Below are 16,501 nucleotides of genomic sequence, written 5' to 3'. Positions count from 1 at the left end.
ACGCGACACGACTGAATCACAAGGGACGGACGCGCGTGGATCTGTTCGAGTACCAGGCGAGGGATCTCTTCGCCAAGCATGGTGTACCGGTGCTGGCCGGCGAAGTCATCGACACGCCCGAGGCGGCGCGCCAGGTGACCGCGGAGCTCGGCGGTCGCGCCGTCGTCAAGGCCCAGGTCAAGACCGGCGGCCGGGGCAAGGCGGGCGGCGTGAAGCTCGCGTCCGACCCCGAGGACGCCGTGGAGAAGGCCGGCCGGATTCTGGGCATGGACATCAAGGGCCACACGGTCCACAAGGTGATGCTCGCCCAGACCGCGGACATCGCCGACGAGTACTACGTGTCGTACCTCCTCGACCGCGCCAACCGCACCTTCCTCGCCATGGCGTCCGTCGAGGGCGGCATGGACATCGAGGAGGTCGCGGCCACCAAGCCGGAGGCGCTGGCCAAGATCCCCGTCGACGCCAACGAGGGCGTGACCGAGGCCAAGGCCCGCGAGATCGTCGACGCCGCGCGCTTCCCCTCCGAGATCGCCGACCAGGTCGTCGAGGTCCTGCAGACGCTGTGGACCGTCTTCGTCAAGGAGGACGCCCTCCTGGTCGAGGTCAACCCGCTGGTCAAGACCGCCGACGGCACCGTCCTGGCGCTGGACGGCAAGGTGTCGCTGGACGAGAACGCCGAGTTCCGTCAGCCCGACCACCACGCGTTCGAGGACAAGGCCGCCGCCAACCCGCTGGAGGCCGCGGCGAAGGCCAAGGGCCTCAACTACGTGAAGCTCGACGGCCAGGTCGGCATCATCGGCAACGGCGCGGGTCTGGTCATGTCCACCCTCGACGTCGTCGCGTACGCGGGCGAGAAGCACAGCGGCGTCAAGCCCGCCAACTTCCTCGACATCGGCGGCGGCGCCTCCGCCGACGTGATGGCCAACGGCCTGGAGATCATCCTCGGCGACCCGGACGTCCGGTCCGTCTTCGTCAACGTCTTCGGCGGCATCACCGCCTGCGACGCGGTGGCCAACGGCATCGTGCAGGCCCTGCACCTGCTCAAGAGCAAGGGCGAGGACGTCACCAAGCCGCTGGTCGTGCGCCTCGACGGCAACAACGCCGAGCTGGGCCGCAAGATCCTCAGCGACGCGAACCACCCGCTCGTCGAGCAGGTGGACACGATGGACGGCGCCGCCGACCGCGCCGCCGAGCTGGCCGCCAAGTAAGGACAGAGGACAGAAGAAACCATGGCTATCTTCCTCACCAAGGACTCCAAGGTCATCGTCCAGGGCATGACCGGCTCGGAGGGCCAGAAGCACACGCGGCGGATGCTCGCGTCCGGCGCCACCATCGTCGGCGGGGTCAACCCCCGCAAGGCGGGCCAGAAAGTCGACTTCGACGGCACCGAGGTCCCGGTTTTCGGCTCCGTGCAGGACGCCATCGACGCCACCGGTGCGGACGTCACCGTCATCTTCGTGCCGGAGAAGTTCACCAAGTCCGCGGTGATCGAGGCGATCGACGCCGAGATCCCGCTCGCGGTGGTCATCACCGAGGGCATCGCGGTCCACGACACCGCCGCCTTCTGGGCCTACGCGGGCGCCAAGGGCAACAAGACGCGCATCATCGGCCCCAACTGCCCCGGTCTGATCACCCCCGGCCAGTCCAACGCCGGCATCATCCCCGCGGACATCACCAAGCCCGGCCGGATCGGCCTGGTGTCGAAGTCCGGCACACTGACGTACCAGATGATGTACGAGCTGCGTGACATCGGCTTCTCCACCTGCGTCGGCATCGGCGGCGACCCGGTGATCGGCACTACCCACATCGACGCGCTCGAAGCCTTCGAGGCCGACCCCGACACCGACCTGATCGTGATGATCGGCGAGATCGGCGGCGACGCCGAGGAGCGGGCCGCGGACTACATCAAGGCCCACGTGACCAAGCCCGTCGTCGGTTACGTCGCCGGCTTCACCGCCCCCGAGGGCAAGACGATGGGCCACGCAGGCGCGATCGTCTCCGGCTCCTCGGGCACGGCCCAGGCGAAGAAGGAGGCCCTGGAGGCCGCGGGCGTGAAGGTCGGCAAGACGCCGTCGGAGACGGCGCGGCTGGCCCGCGAGGTGCTGGCGGGCTGACGCGGATCACCGCGGAGGGCCTTTCCTTCCACGCGCGAGCGGACCTGCACCCTCGGGGGCGGGTCCGCTCTCGCGTGCAGGGGGCCGGTGCCGGTCAACGCGGCGTGCCGCGGACGGGTCCCGCGGACGGGTGGTACCGGCCGCCGGGGGGCGTGTCGGCGGGCCCGCGCGCCGGCCGCGGAGCGCGCGGAACGTCGCCCGGAACGCCCGGGGTGGCCGGCGTGAGGTGCACCGGCACCGGCGGTGCCCCGTGGTCCGGCACCGGCGGCCAGAGGGCCCGGCCGGTCAGCCACGGCGGCGCCGGCGGCGTGGCCTTGTCGCGGGTCTCGAACTCGCCCAGGGCGGAGACGACCGCCGCGGTGAGGAAGATGGCCGCGGCCAGCAGGGCGTAGCGACGCAACTGCCGGTCCGTACGGAGTTCGCTGCGGCGGCGGACGGCGCCGGGCGGCAGCGTGCGTACCGGCTGCGCGGCGGCGAACCGCCGCAGCCGGGCGCGCAGCTCCTCCGCCCGCTCGCGCGGCGGAAGAGCCCTCAGCTCCGGCACGGCGTCGGCCAGCGCCTCGTGCGCGTGCGTGAGCCGCCCGGCCGTGGCGGGCGTGCTGGCCTCCAGTTCGGCGGCGGCCTCGGGCAGGTCGAGCCCGACGACGTCGTAGACGACGACGGCGCTGCGGTACGACTCCGGCAGCGTCTGCAGCGCCGCGAACAGCCGCTGTTCCTCCTTCCCGCGGGCCTCCTCCCCGCTTGCCTCGTCCCCGTGCGCCTCGTCCCCGCGATCCTCGTCCCCGCGATCCTCGTTCGCGGACGGGCGCCGCCCGCGCCGCGCCCGTCGCCGCCACCGGGCGCGCAGCCATTCCCACGGTTCCAGCACGTAGGCGAACGCCGCAGCCCGCAGCCACCCCGGCGGGTCCCGGTCCGAGGCCACCTCCGGCCACCGCTCCCACGCCAGGTGGAAGGCGTGCTCGACGGCCTCGCGGGTCAGGGCGTGGTCGCCGGCGAGCAGGTACGTGTGCCGGGTGACGTCGGCGGCGCACCGCTGGTAGAGCGCGTCGTACGCGGCCTCCGCGGCGGCGGACGCGTCGGCGGCAGCCGCGGAGTCCCGGACGGCGGCGGCCCGCCGTCCGGCGCGGTACGCCCTGGCGCCGTAGGCCCCGACCCGGTACGCCCGGCCCGCGGCGGGCCGGTTCCGGGGCGTCCCGCCCGACGTCCCCAGCCCGTACGCACCGGCCCCCGCCGCGGTCCCTTTCCCTGCCGCCCCGGCTCCCGCTCCGGCCCCTGCCCCGCCCAGGACCGGGATCTCCTGGGTGTCGTCCAGCTCTGCCGCCCGCCCCCGCCCGCGCCGCCGCCGGCGCCTCTCGCGCGGCCCGACCGGCACGGGCGGCCCGTGCGGCGCTATGTCAGGGTCCATGGCACCATCGTGGGCAACACGACGGACAAACGCGCGTTACCAGGGCAAATCGGGTGTATTTGGCAGCATGGCGGCCGTGACCCCATGGACCGACCTCGCCCCGTCGTTGTCACCCCGGCGGCAGGCCCAGGCCGCCCGCAGCACCGCCGTCGTCACCGCACTGGCCGTCGGGTTCCTCGCCGCCGGCCTCGGCCTCGGCCTGCTCGCCGTGCTCATGCTGCTGCTGTGGATCACCTCCCCGGATCCCGGCACCGACCCCGGCGCCGCCCTGCACGTCGTCGCCGACCTGTGGCTTCTCGCCCACGGCGCCGATCTCGTCCGCCCCGGCACCCGCACCGGCGCACCCACCCCCGTCGGGCTCACACCGCTGCTGCTCACGGCGCTGCCCCTCGTCCTGGTGCACCGCGGCGCGCGCGACGCACTCGCCCCGCAGGACCACCGGCCGCAGCTCACGCCGCTGGTCACCGGCGCGTGGGTGGCCTGCGGCTATCTCGCCGTCGCCGCCGTGGTCACCGTGTACGCGCTGGACGGGCCGCTGCGCCCCGCGCTGCTCGGCGCCGCGGTCGTGGTGCCGCTGGTCGTCGCCGCGGCCACCGCCGCCGGGGTGTGGTCCGCGGCCGGGACGCCCGTCGTGCTGCTGCCCAGCCGCCGGTACCCGGGTGCGGCCGACGCCCGGGCCGGGGCCGCGCCGCGGGTGGAGGCCGCGGCGCGGGCGGGTGCGGCGGGGGTCGTCGCGCTGCTGGGCGGCGGCGCCCTGCTGTGCGGGGTCGCGCTCGTCGTGCACGCGGGCGCAGTGCAGGAACACGTCCTCTCCCTGTCCACGACGGTCTCCGGCCGGTTCGGCGTCTTCCTCCTCGCCCTCGCCCTGCTGCCGAACGCCGCGATGTGGGCGGCGGCCTACGGATTGGGGCCCGGCTTCGCCGTCGGGGCCGGGAGCACGGTGACGCCGCTGGGCACCTCCGGCCTCCCCGTGCAGCCCGCCTTCCCGCTGCTCGCCGCGGTGCCGGGGGAGGGCGGCGGGCCGCCGGCCTGGGCGGTGGCGGCGGTGCCGGTGGCGGCGGGGATCGTCGTCGGGTGCTGTGCGGGGCGGGCCGCGGCGCCGGTGGTGCGGGTGCGGGAGCCGAGTTGGCGGTGGTGGCCCACGGTGTGCGTGACGGCGCTGGCGGCGCTCGTCTGCGGCGCGGGCACCGCGGCGGTGGCGTGGCTCGCCGGGGGCCCGCTCGGCGCGGAGACGCTGGCGGTCTTCGGCCCGGTGTGGTGGCAGGCCGGCGGTGCGGCGGTGGTGTGGACGGCGGTGGCCGGGGTGCCGGTGGCGCTCACGGTACGGGCCGTCCGGCTGCTCGGCGCACCGCCGGTGACGGTGCCGGTGTCGGTGGCGGCGCCCCGCGGACGGGTCCGGGCGCGGCGGTGGACGTGGGGGCGGGACGGCTGGCCGCTGTGGGAGCCGCGGTCGCGGTTCGCGGAGGAGTGGGAGGAGCCGGGCGGCGGCTGACGGCGTACGCCGGGAGCGGGCGTACGACGGCAGCCGTGCCTGCGCGCACCGTTCCCGGGCGCACCGCGGCGGGGTGCCCGGGAACGTACAGGACCGCGGTGACGCCCGCGGCCTCAGTCGCGCTCGAAGAACGTCCGCAGCGGCTTGGGCAGTTCGTTGCTGCAGTGTTCCTTCGACGCCTCGGTGAGCGCGTCGCTGCGGCAGTTGAAGTAGTCCCGGTAGGCGATCTGCACCGAGAACCCGATGAACACGATGGCCAGCGTGATGCCCGCCGCCACGATGCCGATGATCGCCGCCGTGGTGTGCGGACGGCCGCCCTTCGCGGGGCGCTGGACGGGCTGGCCGAAGGCGTCGGTGCCGCCGCCGTTGCCGCGCTGGCCGCCGCCGGCGGCACCGCCGGGCGTCCGGGCCTTGCCGCGGAGCGCGTCGATGCCCCAGTAGAGGGCGAGCGCGCCGAGGAGCAGCGCCAGCGGCCACCAGTTGAACAGGGCGAAGAAGAAGCCCCACATGCCGGCGAGCAGCGCGTAGCGCGCGCGGCGCTGCGCCGGGTCGGTCGGGTCCCAGCGCAGATTCCCGCCCGGTCCTTCGCCGCTGCCGCGGCCGTTGGTGCCGCGGCCGTTGTCGCGGTCCGGTCCCGATCCGTCCCCGGACCCTCCGGGGCCCTGCCCGGGACCCTGCGGCCCGCCCGGTCCGCCGGAACCCGTCTGGCCCTGATCGCCGCCGCCCCAACTGCCGTGCCCGGGGGGCGGCTGGTGGCTGCTCCACTGGCTGCCCCACGGGGGCGGCGGCTGGTCCTGACCGCCGTTCTGGCCGTTGCCCTGGTCGCCGCCCTGCCCGTCGCCCTGCCCGCCGCTGCCCCGGTCGCCGTCCTGCTGACCGTCCTGCTGACCGCCGTCGCCGGGCGACCTCTGGGATCCCCCCGGCGACGGCCCCTGCGGCGGCGCGTCCTGCGGCGCCTGCCCGTACGGCGCCCCCTGCGGCGGGGCGGTGGAGGGCCCGGGTCCGTACGGCGGCGCACCCGGCGGCTGCCCCGGCCCGGCCGGTCCGCCCGGCGCCCCCTGCCCGCCACCCTCCGGCGGCGGCGCCGGCGCCTCGGCGTCCGACGGCGGCCGGGAGTCGCGGTACGCGACGCCGCCCTGCACGGGCACGAACACATCCCGGGGCGCGGCGAACCGCCCACGGGACTGCGAGGGACCCCCGGCCGATGCGGGGACGGGGCGTCGGAGGGCCGCGCTGCGGCGTCGGTCCGGCTGCATCTGGACGGCGTCGTCTCCTCAGGTCGTCTGCCCGCGCGGCCGGGGCACGTGCGCGGGCGCGCGTAACTGCTACCGGAGACGCTACCCCGCCCGGCCTGGCGCGGCCCCGCCAGGGGACGCCCGGTATGGTGGCAGACGTCCGCCGCCCCTCCCCGGGACCCCTGGCACCCCAGGGTCTCGCGGCTCGTACGGACACACAATCGCCCGCCGAAGAGAGATCCCCCGTGGTTCCGCATGCGCCCGCCCGCCTCGTCGTGCTCGTCTCCGGCTCCGGTACGAACCTGCAGGCCCTGCTCGACACCGTCGCCGAGCAGGGGGCGGACGCCTACGGCGCCGAGGTGGTCGCGGTCGGCGCCGACCGCACGGCCGAGGCCGGCGCCGCGGGGCTGCTGCGCGCGGAGCGCGCCGGGCTGCCGACGTTCGTCTGCCGGGTCCCGGACTTCGCCACCCGCGCCGAGTGGGACCGGGCGCTGGCCGAGGCCACGGCCGCGTACAGGCCGGACCTCGTGGTCTCGGCCGGGTTCATGAAGATCGTGGGGAAGGAGTTCCTGGCCCGCTTCGGCGGCCGGTTCGTCAACACCCACCCCGCGCTGCTCCCCAGCTTTCCCGGCGCCCACGCCGTGCGCGACGCGCTCGCGCACGGCGTGAAGATCACCGGGTGCACCGTCCACTTCGTCGACGAGGGCGTCGACACCGGCCCGATCATCGCGCAGGGCGCGGTCGAGGTCCGCGAGGCGGACCACCGGGACGGGGGCGAGGCGCTGCATGAGCGCATCAAGGCAGTCGAACGGCGGCTGCTCGTCGACGTCGTGGGCCGGCTGGCCCGGGACGGGTGGCGCGTCGAGGATCGAAAGGTTCGGTTCGGTGAGTAATTCAGGGTCCCCGAGCACCACAGGGTCCGGGTCCGCCGCTGACAACCGGCGGCCGGTTCGCCGCGCGCTGATCAGCGTCTACGACAAGACGGGGCTGGAGGAGCTGGCCCGCGGGCTGCACGAGGCCGGGGTCGCGCTCGTCTCCACCGGCTCGACGGCCGCGCGCATCGCGGCGGCCGGAGTGCCGGTGACGAAGGTCGAGGAGCTGACCGGCTTCCCCGAGTGCCTGGACGGCCGTGTGAAGACGCTGCACCCGCGGGTGCACGCCGGTCTCCTCGCCGACCTGCGCCTGGACGACCACCGGCGCCAGCTCGCGGAGTTGGGCGTCGAGCCGTTCGAGCTGCTGGTGAGCAACCTCTATCCGTTCGCGGAGACCGTCGCCTCCGGCGCCTCGCCCGACGAGTGCGTGGAGCAGATCGACATCGGCGGCCCGTCGATGGTCCGGGGCGCGGCGAAGAACCACCCGTCGGTCGCCGTCGTGGTCAACCCGGCGCGCTACGACGAGGTGCTGAAGGCGGTCGCGGAAGGCGGCTTCGACCTGGCCACGCGCAAGCGGCTCGCGGCGGAGGCGTTCCAGCACACGGCGGCGTACGACGTGGCCGTGGCCAACTGGTTCGCCGGGGAGTACGCACCCGCCGACGACGGGCCGCAGGACTTCGTCGGCGCGGCCTACACCCGCCTGAACCCCCTGCGCTACGGCGAGAACCCCCACCAGGCCGCGGCCCTCTACACCGACGGCTCCGGCACCGGGCTGCCCGGCGCCGTGCAGGTGCACGGCAAGGAGATGTCGTACAACAACTACGTCGACACCGAGGCCGCCCGCCGCGCCGCGTACGACCACGAGAACCCCTGCGTCGCCATCATCAAGCACGCCAACCCCTGCGGCATCGCCGTCGGCGGCGACGTCGCCGAGGCGCACCGCAAGGCGCACGCCTGCGACCCCGTGTCCGCGTACGGCGGCGTGATCGCCGTCAACCGGCCGGTGTCGAAGGAACTGGCCGAGCAGGTCGCGGAGATCTTCACCGAGGTCATCGTGGCGCCGGAGTACGAGGACGGGGCGCTGGAGGCGCTGACGCGGAAGAAGAACATCCGCATCCTGCGCAGTGCCGGAGCGCCCGGGCGGGCGCGGGAGTTCCGGCCCCTCGACGGCGGACTGCTGGTGCAGGAGCGTGACGCCTTCCAGGCCCCGGGCGACGACCCGGCCGGATGGACGCTGGCCGCGGGCCCGGGTCTGGACGCGGCGGGCCTCGCGGACCTGGCGTTCGCCTGGCGGGCGTGCCGTGCGGTGAAGTCCAACGCGATCCTGCTGGCCAAGGACGGCGCCACCGTCGGCGTCGGCATGGGTCAGGTCAACCGCGTCGACTCCGCGAAGCTCGCTGTGCAGCGCGCGGGCGCGGAGCGCGCGGCGGGGGCGTACGCTGCCTCGGACGCCTTCTTCCCGTTCCCCGACGGGCTGGAGGTGCTGCTCGACGCCGGGGTGCGGGCCGTGGTGCAGCCGGGCGGGTCGATCCGCGACGAGCAGGTGGTCGAGGCCGCGCAGAAGGCGGGCGTGACCATGTACCTCACGGGCGCACGCCACTTCTACCACTGAGAACGGCCGGCACGGACGGACGGAGCCCCGCCACCGCCGGCGGGGGTCCGTCCGTCCGCGTGGCGAACGTCACGTCACGACCGGGGCCGTGCGAACCAGCGTCCCGACTCGCCGTTCGAGAGCATCACGATCGAGATGATGCCGAGCGTCACCCAGATCAGGCCCAGCGGGATCGTCAGCACGCCGAAGAGGATGAGGAAGCTCAGCCACACGATGCTGCCGATGCGCACGCCGCCCGCGCCCTTGCCGAACAGCGAGGCCAGGACGATGCCCAGAATCCCGTGCACGAGGAAGATGCTGACGGCGACGGCCACGGCACCGGCGGAGACGTCGATGCCCGAGCCGTCCTGGAAGCCCTCCTCGAAGTCGTCCTTGGCCACCGCGATGCCGATGAGCAGCAGGCCGGCGAGAAGGGACTGCAGCCCGCCCGAGATGAACATCATGACGCGGGCGGCGGTCGCCTTGCCCGGGATGCTCGTCGGGAAGCCGACGCCGCCGTACGGATCGGGGCCGCCCGGGTACACGGGATACGGCTGGCCGGCGGCCGGGTACTGCGGGTGGCCGTAAGGCTGTTGCTGCTGCTGGGCAGGCTGCTGCTGCGCCTGCTGGTGCTGGCCCTGGGGCCCGCCGTAGGGGTTGTTCTTCTCGGGGAGGCTCACGGTGCCCTTCTTCCGCGGATGTGGACGTACTGACACACTGACCTGGCCCGAGGACGGCTGTCCAGCCCGGCTGATTGGTCTGTTACCCGCAGCATCGGGGAGGATGGGCCCATGACCGCCCAGATTCTCGACGGCAGGGCCACCGCGGCCGCGATCAAGTCCGAGCTTGCCACGCGCGTGCAGGCGCTCAAGGGCCGGGGCGTCACGCCCGGCCTCGGTACCCTCCTGGTCGGCGACGACCCGGGCAGCCAGAAGTACGTCGCGGGCAAGCACCGCGACTGCGCCGAGATCGGCATCGCCTCGATCCAGCGCGAGCTGCCCGCGACGGCCACGCAGGAACAGATCGAGACGGTCGTGCGCGAGCTGAACGAGGACCCGGCGTGCACGGGTTACCTCGTGCAGTTGCCGCTGCCCCGGGACATCGACGAGAACCGGGTGCTGGAGCTGATCGACCCGGCCAAGGACGCCGACGGGCTGCACCCCACGAACCTCGGCCGGCTGGTGCTGAACGAGCCCGCGCCGCTGCCGTGTACGCCGAACGGCGTCATCCGGCTGCTGCGCCAGTTCGGGGTGGAGCTGAACGGGGCGCACGTCGTGGTCGTCGGGCGCGGCGTGACCATCGGGCGGTCGCTGCCGCTGCTGCTGACGCGCAAGTCCGAGAACGCCACGGTCACCCAGTGCCACACCGGCACCCGCGACCTCGCCGGGCATCTGCGGCAGGCGGACGTCGTCGTGGCCGCGGCCGGCTCGCCGCACCTGATCAAGCCGGCCGACATCCGGCCGGGCGCGGCCGTGCTCGACGTCGGCGTGAGCCGCGACGAGCACGGCAGGATCGTCGGGGACGTGCACCCGGGCGTCGCGGACGTCGCGGGCTGGCTGTCGCCGAACCCGGGCGGGGTGGGGCCGATGACGCGGGCGATGCTGCTGGTCAACGTCGTGGAGGCGGCGGAGGCCGCCGCGGGTGTGGCGGGGCCCGCCGGTGCCTCCGGGACGGGTACGGCCGCGCCGGCGGTGCCGTGATGGCCCGCCGCACGGCGTTCCCCACCCGCGGCACGGTCCGCCCGGAGGGCGGCGGCCGGGCGGCGTCCGGCCAGGCACCGCCGCCGGTGCGGCAGTGGCCGATACTCCTGGTGCTGGCGATAGCGGCGGCCGGACTGATCACGGTGGCCGCGGGGCCGTTCCGCGAGGGCACCCTGATCGTCGGCGGTGCGCTGCTCGTCGGCGGGCTGCTGCGCTGGGTGGTGCCGGAGGTGGGCATGCTCGCGGTGCGGTCCCGGTTCACCGACATCGTGACGTTCGGGGTGCTGGGCCTGGCGATCGTGCTGCTGGCGCTGGTCGCGATGCCGGGCCCCTGGCTGGAGTTGCCGTTCGTGGAGGACGCGGTCCACTTCTCCGTACGCTGACGAACGGGGCCGCGACGGGCCGGTCCCTCCCCGGGATCTCCACGTCCGTGCTGGCAGATGCGATGCTGGTGCCGGAACGCGCCACGCGGACCGAGGGGGAACAAGGGAGGAGCGATGCCTCGCTGGAACGAGCTGCCGGAGGAGCTCGACCCGCAGATACGGGACTTCGCCGCACACATGCGCCGGCTGGTCGACCGCAGCGGTCTGACCGTGTCGGAGATCGCGGACCGCACCGGGTACAGCAGGTCGTCGTGGGAGCGCTACCTCAACGGTCGGCTGATGCCGCCGCGGGATCCGGTCGCCGCGTTCGCGGAGGTGACGGACGCGCCGGACGAGCAGCTCATGACCGAGTGGGCCGCGGCGGACCGCGCCTGGAGCCGCGCGGAACTGCGGAACGAGCCGGCGCTACGGGCCCTGCGGGCGGCGGAGCCGGGCCCGGACGCCATCCCGGAGCCGGCCGGGAGCCGGCCGGGGCGCGGGCTGCGGGGGGTTCTGGGCCGGGGTCGGGGGCGCGGCGAGCGGACACCCGGACCGGAAGAGAGCGCCGGGGAGAACGCGGTGGAGAGACCGCGCCCCGGGTGGGCCGCGGGTGCGGCGCAGGATGCGGACAGGCCCCTGCTCCCCGACGTGAGCGAGCGCTCCGCGGTACGGCCCGGCCCTCCGCCGCCGCCGGAGAGGCGGGTATGGGCGGAGGAGCCCACGGGCGGAGAGGCGACGGGTACGGGACGGGGAAGCGAACCGGGCGACGGCGCGAAGAGCGAACCCGCCGCGGGGAAGGGACCCGGTTCCGCCCCCTCCGCCGAAGCCGCAGACGCCGCCGGTCCCGCCGCGGACACCGACGAGACCGCCCCGCTCCGCGCCCTCTCCCGCCCTGCCCAGGGCCCCGCCCCTGCCCCCGCTCCCACGCCGGAGCCGGCCGGCGCAACGGCCCGTACCACCGCGGCATCCGCCGCCCCCGCCCCGTCCCCGCCCGCGCCGGAGAAGTGGCCCCTGCGCCGCGTCCTCCTCGCCGGTCTCGTCACGCTGCTCCTCACGGGCAGCGTCACCGGTGTCGTCTACGTCGGCCACGGCCTGATCTCCGACCCCGGCGTCGAGGAGCAGCAGAAGCCGCGCGGCGGCCCGCCGCCCGGTTCCGGCCCGGCCGGTCCGGCGTCCGGCTCCCGGTCCGGTTCGCCGTCCGAGCCGGCGGAGCTGCCCGAGGGCGTGGAGTGCCGGGGCGCCGGCTGCACGGGCAAGGACGCCGACGAGATGGGCTGCGGCGGCGACCTCGCCCGTACCACCACGGAGACGACCATCGGCGACATGGTTCTGGAGATCCGCTACAGCGAACCCTGCAAGGCGGCCTGGGCCCGGATCACCGCCGCGGAGCCCGGCTCGACCGTCACCGCCCTCGCCGAGGTGCCGGGTGCGGAGCCGGTCCGCGAGGACTCGTCGGCCGGGACCAGCGAGGGCTACACGGCGATGGTCGTCGCGGAGGAGCTGGACACCGTACGCGCCTGCGCGTCGCTCCCCGACGGCACGGCGGCGTGCACGAAGGGCACACTGCCGTCGTAACCGCGGCCCCGCCCCGCCTCCTTCCGTGACCCGGCCCACACCGGCCACCCTCGGGCACTCCGTGCCAGTCGGATAGATTGACCTACGGGGGCACGGCTGCCCTTGGCCGCCGCGGCCCCGCCAGCCAGCCCGTACGTCGCGCCCCCTCATCGGAGAGATCACCATGACCCGCACTCCCGACAGCCCCGTCACCGTCACCGTCACCGGCGCGGCCGGGCAGATCGGCTACGCGCTGCTCTTCCGCATCGCCTCCGGCCAACTCCTCGGCCCGGACGTGCCGGTCAGGCTGCGGCTCCTGGAGATCACCCCGGCCCTCGGGGCCGCCGAGGGCACCGCGATGGAGCTGGACGACTGCGCGTTCCCGCTGCTGCGCGGCATCGACATCACCGACGACCCGAACGTCGCCTTCGACGGCGCCAACGTCGCGCTGCTCGTCGGCGCCCGTCCGCGCACCAAGGGCATGGAGCGGGGCGACCTGCTGGAGGCCAACGGCGGCATCTTCAAGCCGCAGGGCAAGGCCATCAACGACCATGCCGCGGACGACATCAAGGTCCTGGTCGTCGGCAACCCCGCCAACACCAACGCGCTCATCGCCCGCGCCGCCGCACCGGACGTGCCGGCCGAGCGCTTCACCGCGATGACCCGCCTGGACCACAACCGCGCGCTGTCGCAGCTCGCGAAGAAGACGGGCGCGGCGGTCGGCGACATCAAGAAGCTGACGATCTGGGGCAACCACTCGGCGACCCAGTACCCGGACGTCTTCCACGCCGAGATCGCCGGGAAGAACGCCGCCGAGGTCGTCAACGACGAGAAGTGGCTGGCCGACGAGTTCATCCCGACCGTCGCCAAGCGCGGCGCGGCCATCATCGAGGCGCGCGGCGCCTCGTCGGCGGCGTCGGCGGCCAACGCCGCGCTGGACCACGTGTACTCGTGGGTCAACGGCACCCCGCAGGGGGACTGGGTGTCCATGGGCATCCCGTCGGACGGTTCGTACGGTGTGCCGGAGGGCCTGATCTCGTCGTACCCGGTGACCTGCGCGGACGGCGCGTACGAGATCGTGCAGGGGCTGGAGATCAACGAGTTCTCGCGGACCCGTATCGACGCCTCCGTGAAGGAGCTGGCCGAGGAGCGCGAGGCGGTACGCGCCCTCGGGCTGGTCTGAGCGTCCACGCACCCTTCCGCCGCGGCGAGTCCTCCAGGGGAGGGCTCGCCGCGGTCGTGTGCGCGCGGATATTCGGTTGCGGTCCGCCGGGCTCCGTCCCTACGGTCGGGCGCATGGTCTCCGAGCCGGTCGACACACCCGAGGCGCACTAGCTGCGCCCGCCCCGGCCCCGCGGTCAGCGGGGCTGCTTCGGCCTGCCCTGCTCGACCCTCTCGTCCCCGGGACGCCCCCGTGCCTCAGCCGGCTTCTCCGCCCTGTCCTCCCGTGTGTCCGCGCGCCCAGGCGCGCCCGCACGTGCACCCCGACACAGCCCTGGTCCTCCGCCCCCTGGTCGGGCGGGATCCCCCGCCCGCGTTCGCCGCACCGCAGCGAACGTCCACCGGAGGAAGGAAACCAGCGTGTCCAGCTCCATGTTCAGAAAGAAGTCGCGGTCCCGCGTCCGCCACCACCGCGCGCAGTGGCGCGGCCGGGTCTCCGCGCCCGCGCTGACGGCGTGCCCGAACGCGGCGTGCGGTGAGCCGAAGCCGTCGCACACCGCCTGCCCGCACTGCGGGCAGTACAGGGGCCGTCAGGTCTACCGCCCGTAGCGCCGTTCGGTACCCGGGCCGGGGCCGACCGGCCCCGGCTGGGGTATCGGAACGGGCACATCCTTGACAGTGAAGGTGACCCTCGGCTAGCTCGGCGCTACGCTCGGTCCATGAAGAAGCGGACTTAGGGGGCGAGTTGGCGCAGAGTGGGAATACTTCAGGAGTGGCCGTGCCGCGGCCCGCCGCGGCGGCGACCGGCAACGCCGGCCCCGCACCGGGGCGCAGCGAAGCCACCCGGCTGCTGTGCGCGGGGGTTTACCTCGACCCGGAGTTCCGGCGCCGGGTGCTGCGGGAGCTGGTCGAGCACCGGGAGCGTGCGGTCGCGCCGTCGCTCGGCGTCGACGTCGTGCCGGCGCTCGCGCACGCGCTGCGCTGCCGCGGCCGGGAGTCGCTCACCGGAGCATGGGTGCTCGGAGTCTGGGTGCTCTTCGCCGTCTGCGACATCGCGCTGACCAGCTATGTGTCGTTCACGGGCGGGTACGCGGGCTCGTACGCCGTGATCTGCCTCCTGCTGTGGAGCGCACGCAGGCGCGGCGGGCCCGGTGAGCACGGCGTCTACGCCACCGGCGGGCGCGAGGGCTCCCCGCCGCGGGCGGTCGGTTTCGGACAACTCGCCCCGGTGTTCCGCGCGATGGGCCTGCTGCTGATGGCGGTCTACTGGATCGTCGCCGTCTTCGCCCTCACGGGGGGTGACTGGGTCGGGGTCGTCTTCCCGTTGCTGCTGGTGGTGCCGGTGTGGGCGCACCGGGCCTGGTTCGAGCGGGTCGCGCGCGAGGACTTGTCGCCCGCCGCCTTCCGGGACACCGCGCCGCCCGGCCTGCCGGCGGCGTACCAGGGGATCGGCGCGGCCATCGCCCAGGAGCAGTACTCCCGGCTGACCGTGTACGACTTCGGCCGTCCGTTCCTCGGCTACGGCGTCCCGTATGAACCCTGGTCGCTGGCCGTCGAGTTGAAGCGGCGCCAGGACGCGCCCGGCGACGGCGGGCGCCTGACCAGCCGTAAGGCCGTCGAGCTGATCATGCCGCGGCTCGCCGCGCTGCGCGAGTCGACGGCCGCCGGCAGCCGGGACCGGTTGAAGGACCTGGAGGTCACACACCTGGTGTACCTCCCGCCGCCGCCGCGTCGCGCCGACGTCGACCACACGCCCGCCACCGTCGACCGCCACATCGGCGGCTCCGTGGACGAAGGCGGCGAGGCCCGCCGCTACTTCCTGCGCATCCGGGTCGGCGCGTGGTCGGAGCAGGTCGTGGTGACGATCCTGGTGCGGGTGCACACGCAGGGCGGGATGCTCGTGCTGGAGGTCGTGCCGCACGTCCTGCTCCCGGTCCGGTCGGAGTACCGCGAGATCGACGCGCTCGGGGCCCGCACCGGCGGTGTCCGCGGCGTCGTCCGGGCGGTACGGGCCACGCCGACGTCGTCCGTCGACGCCGTGCTCTCCGCGTACCGCACCCTCGCCGCGTCCTTCCGCGACTGGCAGGGGGAGGCCGACCGGCGGCCCGCGGAGGGGCCGGCCGTGTCGGTGCGGGAGCTGGCGGTGTCACCGGAGGTCTCGCTGTTCCAGGAGATGGACGTGAGCCGGTACGTGAAGACGGTCCGTGACCGCATCGCGAGCGGGGTCACGGAGGCGCTGCGGGAGAGCGGCTACGAGACCGGGGAGTTCGAGCAGTACATCGTCAACGTCAACGAGGGCGGCGTGTACATCGGCACGATGAGCGGCGGTGCGGTGGCGTCGGGGCAGGGGGCCACGGCGACGGCGCGGAGCGACGGCGGAGGTGCGGGATCGTGAGCGGTACGGCGGAGGATGACCGGGAAGAGGAGGGGACGGACGTGAGCGAGCCGCGGGACGAGGCGGTGCGGGGCGGTGTGCAGGGCGGGGTGCAGGGCGGGGTGCAGATCGGGAACATGACCGGGGGCGCGGTGGCCGCGGGGGAGGAGGCCCGTGCGGAGGACCGCAGCCGCCGGCCGGCGGCGCCGCCCGGGGTGCCGGGGGCACCCTCGGCGCCGGTGCCTCCGCCCCCGGCTGTGCCTCCGCCCCCGGTTGTGCCCCCGCCCTTGCCGGGAGGGATCGCTATCGGCACGATGTCGGGCGGCGCCGCGGCCCAGGGGCCGGGGGCGCAGGCCGTCGACTCCTCGGTACGGTTCGGGGTGCAGGCGGACGCCGAGGCGCTGGCGGCGAGTATCCGTGCCCTGCGTGCGGAGTTGCTGGCGCAGCCGCCCTCGGCGACGGCCGTCGCCGACGAGCAGGAGCTGATCGAGCTGGAGAGCGAGGCGCGGGCCGGGCGCGGGGACCGTACCCGGCTGGCCGCGCTGCGGGACCGGCTGGAGTTGGGACAGATCGCCGCCACGGGCAGCGCCGCCGCGGCGGCAGCGGTGGAGTCGATCACCCGGCTGCTCGGCTGAGAGCCG

At 74.7% G+C, this 16,501-nt stretch carries 15 protein-coding genes; 12 read left to right on the top strand and 3 right to left on the bottom strand.

What is annotated here, in order from left to right; translation table 11 throughout:
* Nucleotides 1-35 precede the first annotated feature (35 nt).
* Nucleotides 36-1,208: an ADP-forming succinate--CoA ligase subunit beta gene (gene sucC, locus I003_RS0114250; protein WP_027772144.1), complete on the top strand. Its 1,173-nt coding sequence runs from the start codon at nt 36-38 to the stop codon at nt 1,206-1,208.
* Nucleotides 1,209-1,229: 21 nt separating this feature from the next.
* Nucleotides 1,230-2,114, top strand: coding sequence for a succinate--CoA ligase subunit alpha (sucD, locus tag I003_RS0114245; RefSeq protein ID WP_027772143.1), 885 nt, complete (start codon nt 1,230-1,232; stop codon nt 2,112-2,114).
* A gap of 94 nt (nt 2,115-2,208) precedes the next feature.
* Here the strand turns inward: sucD and I003_RS36055 are convergent, their stop codons facing one another.
* The gene (locus I003_RS36055; protein ID WP_158688976.1) at nt 2,209-3,519 is read right to left on the bottom strand and encodes a hypothetical protein; all 1,311 of its coding nucleotides are present in this window, start codon (nt 3,517-3,519) and stop codon (nt 2,209-2,211) included.
* A 76-nt stretch (nt 3,520-3,595) separates the two neighbouring features.
* Here I003_RS36055 and I003_RS34245 point away from each other — a divergent pair, with 76 nt between their 5' ends.
* Nucleotides 3,596-5,011: a cell division protein PerM gene (locus I003_RS34245; RefSeq protein WP_158688975.1), complete on the top strand. Its 1,416-nt coding sequence runs from the start codon at nt 3,596-3,598 to the stop codon at nt 5,009-5,011.
* Nucleotides 5,012-5,124: 113 nt separating this feature from the next.
* Here the strand turns inward: I003_RS34245 and I003_RS34830 are convergent, their stop codons facing one another.
* On the bottom strand, nt 5,125-6,159 hold the full coding sequence (locus I003_RS34830; protein WP_037720876.1) for a hypothetical protein: 1,035 nt from the start codon (nt 6,157-6,159) through the stop codon (nt 5,125-5,127).
* Nucleotides 6,160-6,491: 332 nt separating this feature from the next.
* Here I003_RS34830 and purN point away from each other — a divergent pair, with 332 nt between their 5' ends.
* Nucleotides 6,492-7,139: a phosphoribosylglycinamide formyltransferase gene (gene purN / locus I003_RS0114225; protein WP_027772141.1), complete on the top strand. Its 648-nt coding sequence runs from the start codon at nt 6,492-6,494 to the stop codon at nt 7,137-7,139.
* A complete protein-coding gene (gene purH, locus I003_RS0114220) occupies nt 7,132-8,730 on the top strand; it encodes a bifunctional phosphoribosylaminoimidazolecarboxamide formyltransferase/IMP cyclohydrolase (protein WP_027772140.1) in 1,599 nt (532 codons plus the stop codon). The genes purN and purH overlap by 8 nt, the downstream gene beginning before the upstream one ends.
* Nucleotides 8,731-8,804: 74 nt before the next feature.
* On the opposite strand, the gene I003_RS0114215 is transcribed toward purH, so the two are convergent.
* Entirely contained in the window at nt 8,805-9,389 is a 585-nt protein-coding gene (locus I003_RS0114215; RefSeq protein WP_027772139.1) for a hypothetical protein, read from the bottom strand.
* A 111-nt stretch (nt 9,390-9,500) separates the two neighbouring features.
* Between I003_RS0114215 and I003_RS0114210 the strand changes: the two genes are divergently transcribed.
* The 7 genes from I003_RS0114210 (at nt 9,501) to I003_RS36050 (ending at nt 16,495) form a co-directional block, all read left to right on the top strand.
* Nucleotides 9,501-10,409: a bifunctional methylenetetrahydrofolate dehydrogenase/methenyltetrahydrofolate cyclohydrolase gene (locus tag I003_RS0114210; RefSeq protein WP_027772138.1), complete on the top strand. Its 909-nt coding sequence runs from the start codon at nt 9,501-9,503 to the stop codon at nt 10,407-10,409.
* On the top strand, nt 10,409-10,792 hold the full coding sequence (locus I003_RS0114205) for a DUF3017 domain-containing protein (protein ID WP_027772137.1): 384 nt from the start codon (nt 10,409-10,411) through the stop codon (nt 10,790-10,792). The genes I003_RS0114210 and I003_RS0114205 overlap by 1 nt, the downstream gene beginning before the upstream one ends.
* A 114-nt stretch (nt 10,793-10,906) precedes the next feature.
* Complete coding sequence (locus I003_RS0114200; RefSeq protein WP_027772136.1) at nt 10,907-12,346, top strand: helix-turn-helix domain-containing protein; 1,440 nt, start codon at nt 10,907-10,909, stop codon at nt 12,344-12,346.
* A gap of 163 nt (nt 12,347-12,509) precedes the next feature.
* Nucleotides 12,510-13,508, top strand: coding sequence for a malate dehydrogenase (locus I003_RS0114195; RefSeq protein WP_027772135.1), 999 nt, complete (start codon nt 12,510-12,512; stop codon nt 13,506-13,508).
* Between the two features lie 398 nt (nt 13,509-13,906).
* Nucleotides 13,907-14,095: a 50S ribosomal protein L32 gene (gene rpmF / locus I003_RS0114190; RefSeq protein ID WP_486584219.1), complete on the top strand. Its 189-nt coding sequence runs from the start codon at nt 13,907-13,909 to the stop codon at nt 14,093-14,095.
* A 163-nt stretch (nt 14,096-14,258) separates the two neighbouring features.
* The gene (locus I003_RS0114185; protein WP_486584218.1) at nt 14,259-15,881 is read left to right on the top strand and encodes a hypothetical protein; all 1,623 of its coding nucleotides are present in this window, start codon (nt 14,259-14,261) and stop codon (nt 15,879-15,881) included.
* A gap of 41 nt (nt 15,882-15,922) precedes the next feature.
* The gene (locus I003_RS36050; protein WP_158688974.1) at nt 15,923-16,495 is read left to right on the top strand and encodes a hypothetical protein; all 573 of its coding nucleotides are present in this window, start codon (nt 15,923-15,925) and stop codon (nt 16,493-16,495) included.
* Nucleotides 16,496-16,501: the final 6 nt, after the last annotated feature.

The sequence above is a fragment of the Streptomyces sp. CNQ329 genome, from assembly GCF_000482585.1.
Note: the sequence above shows the minus strand (reverse complement) of the source record. Positions and strands in the feature narration are given on the sequence as shown.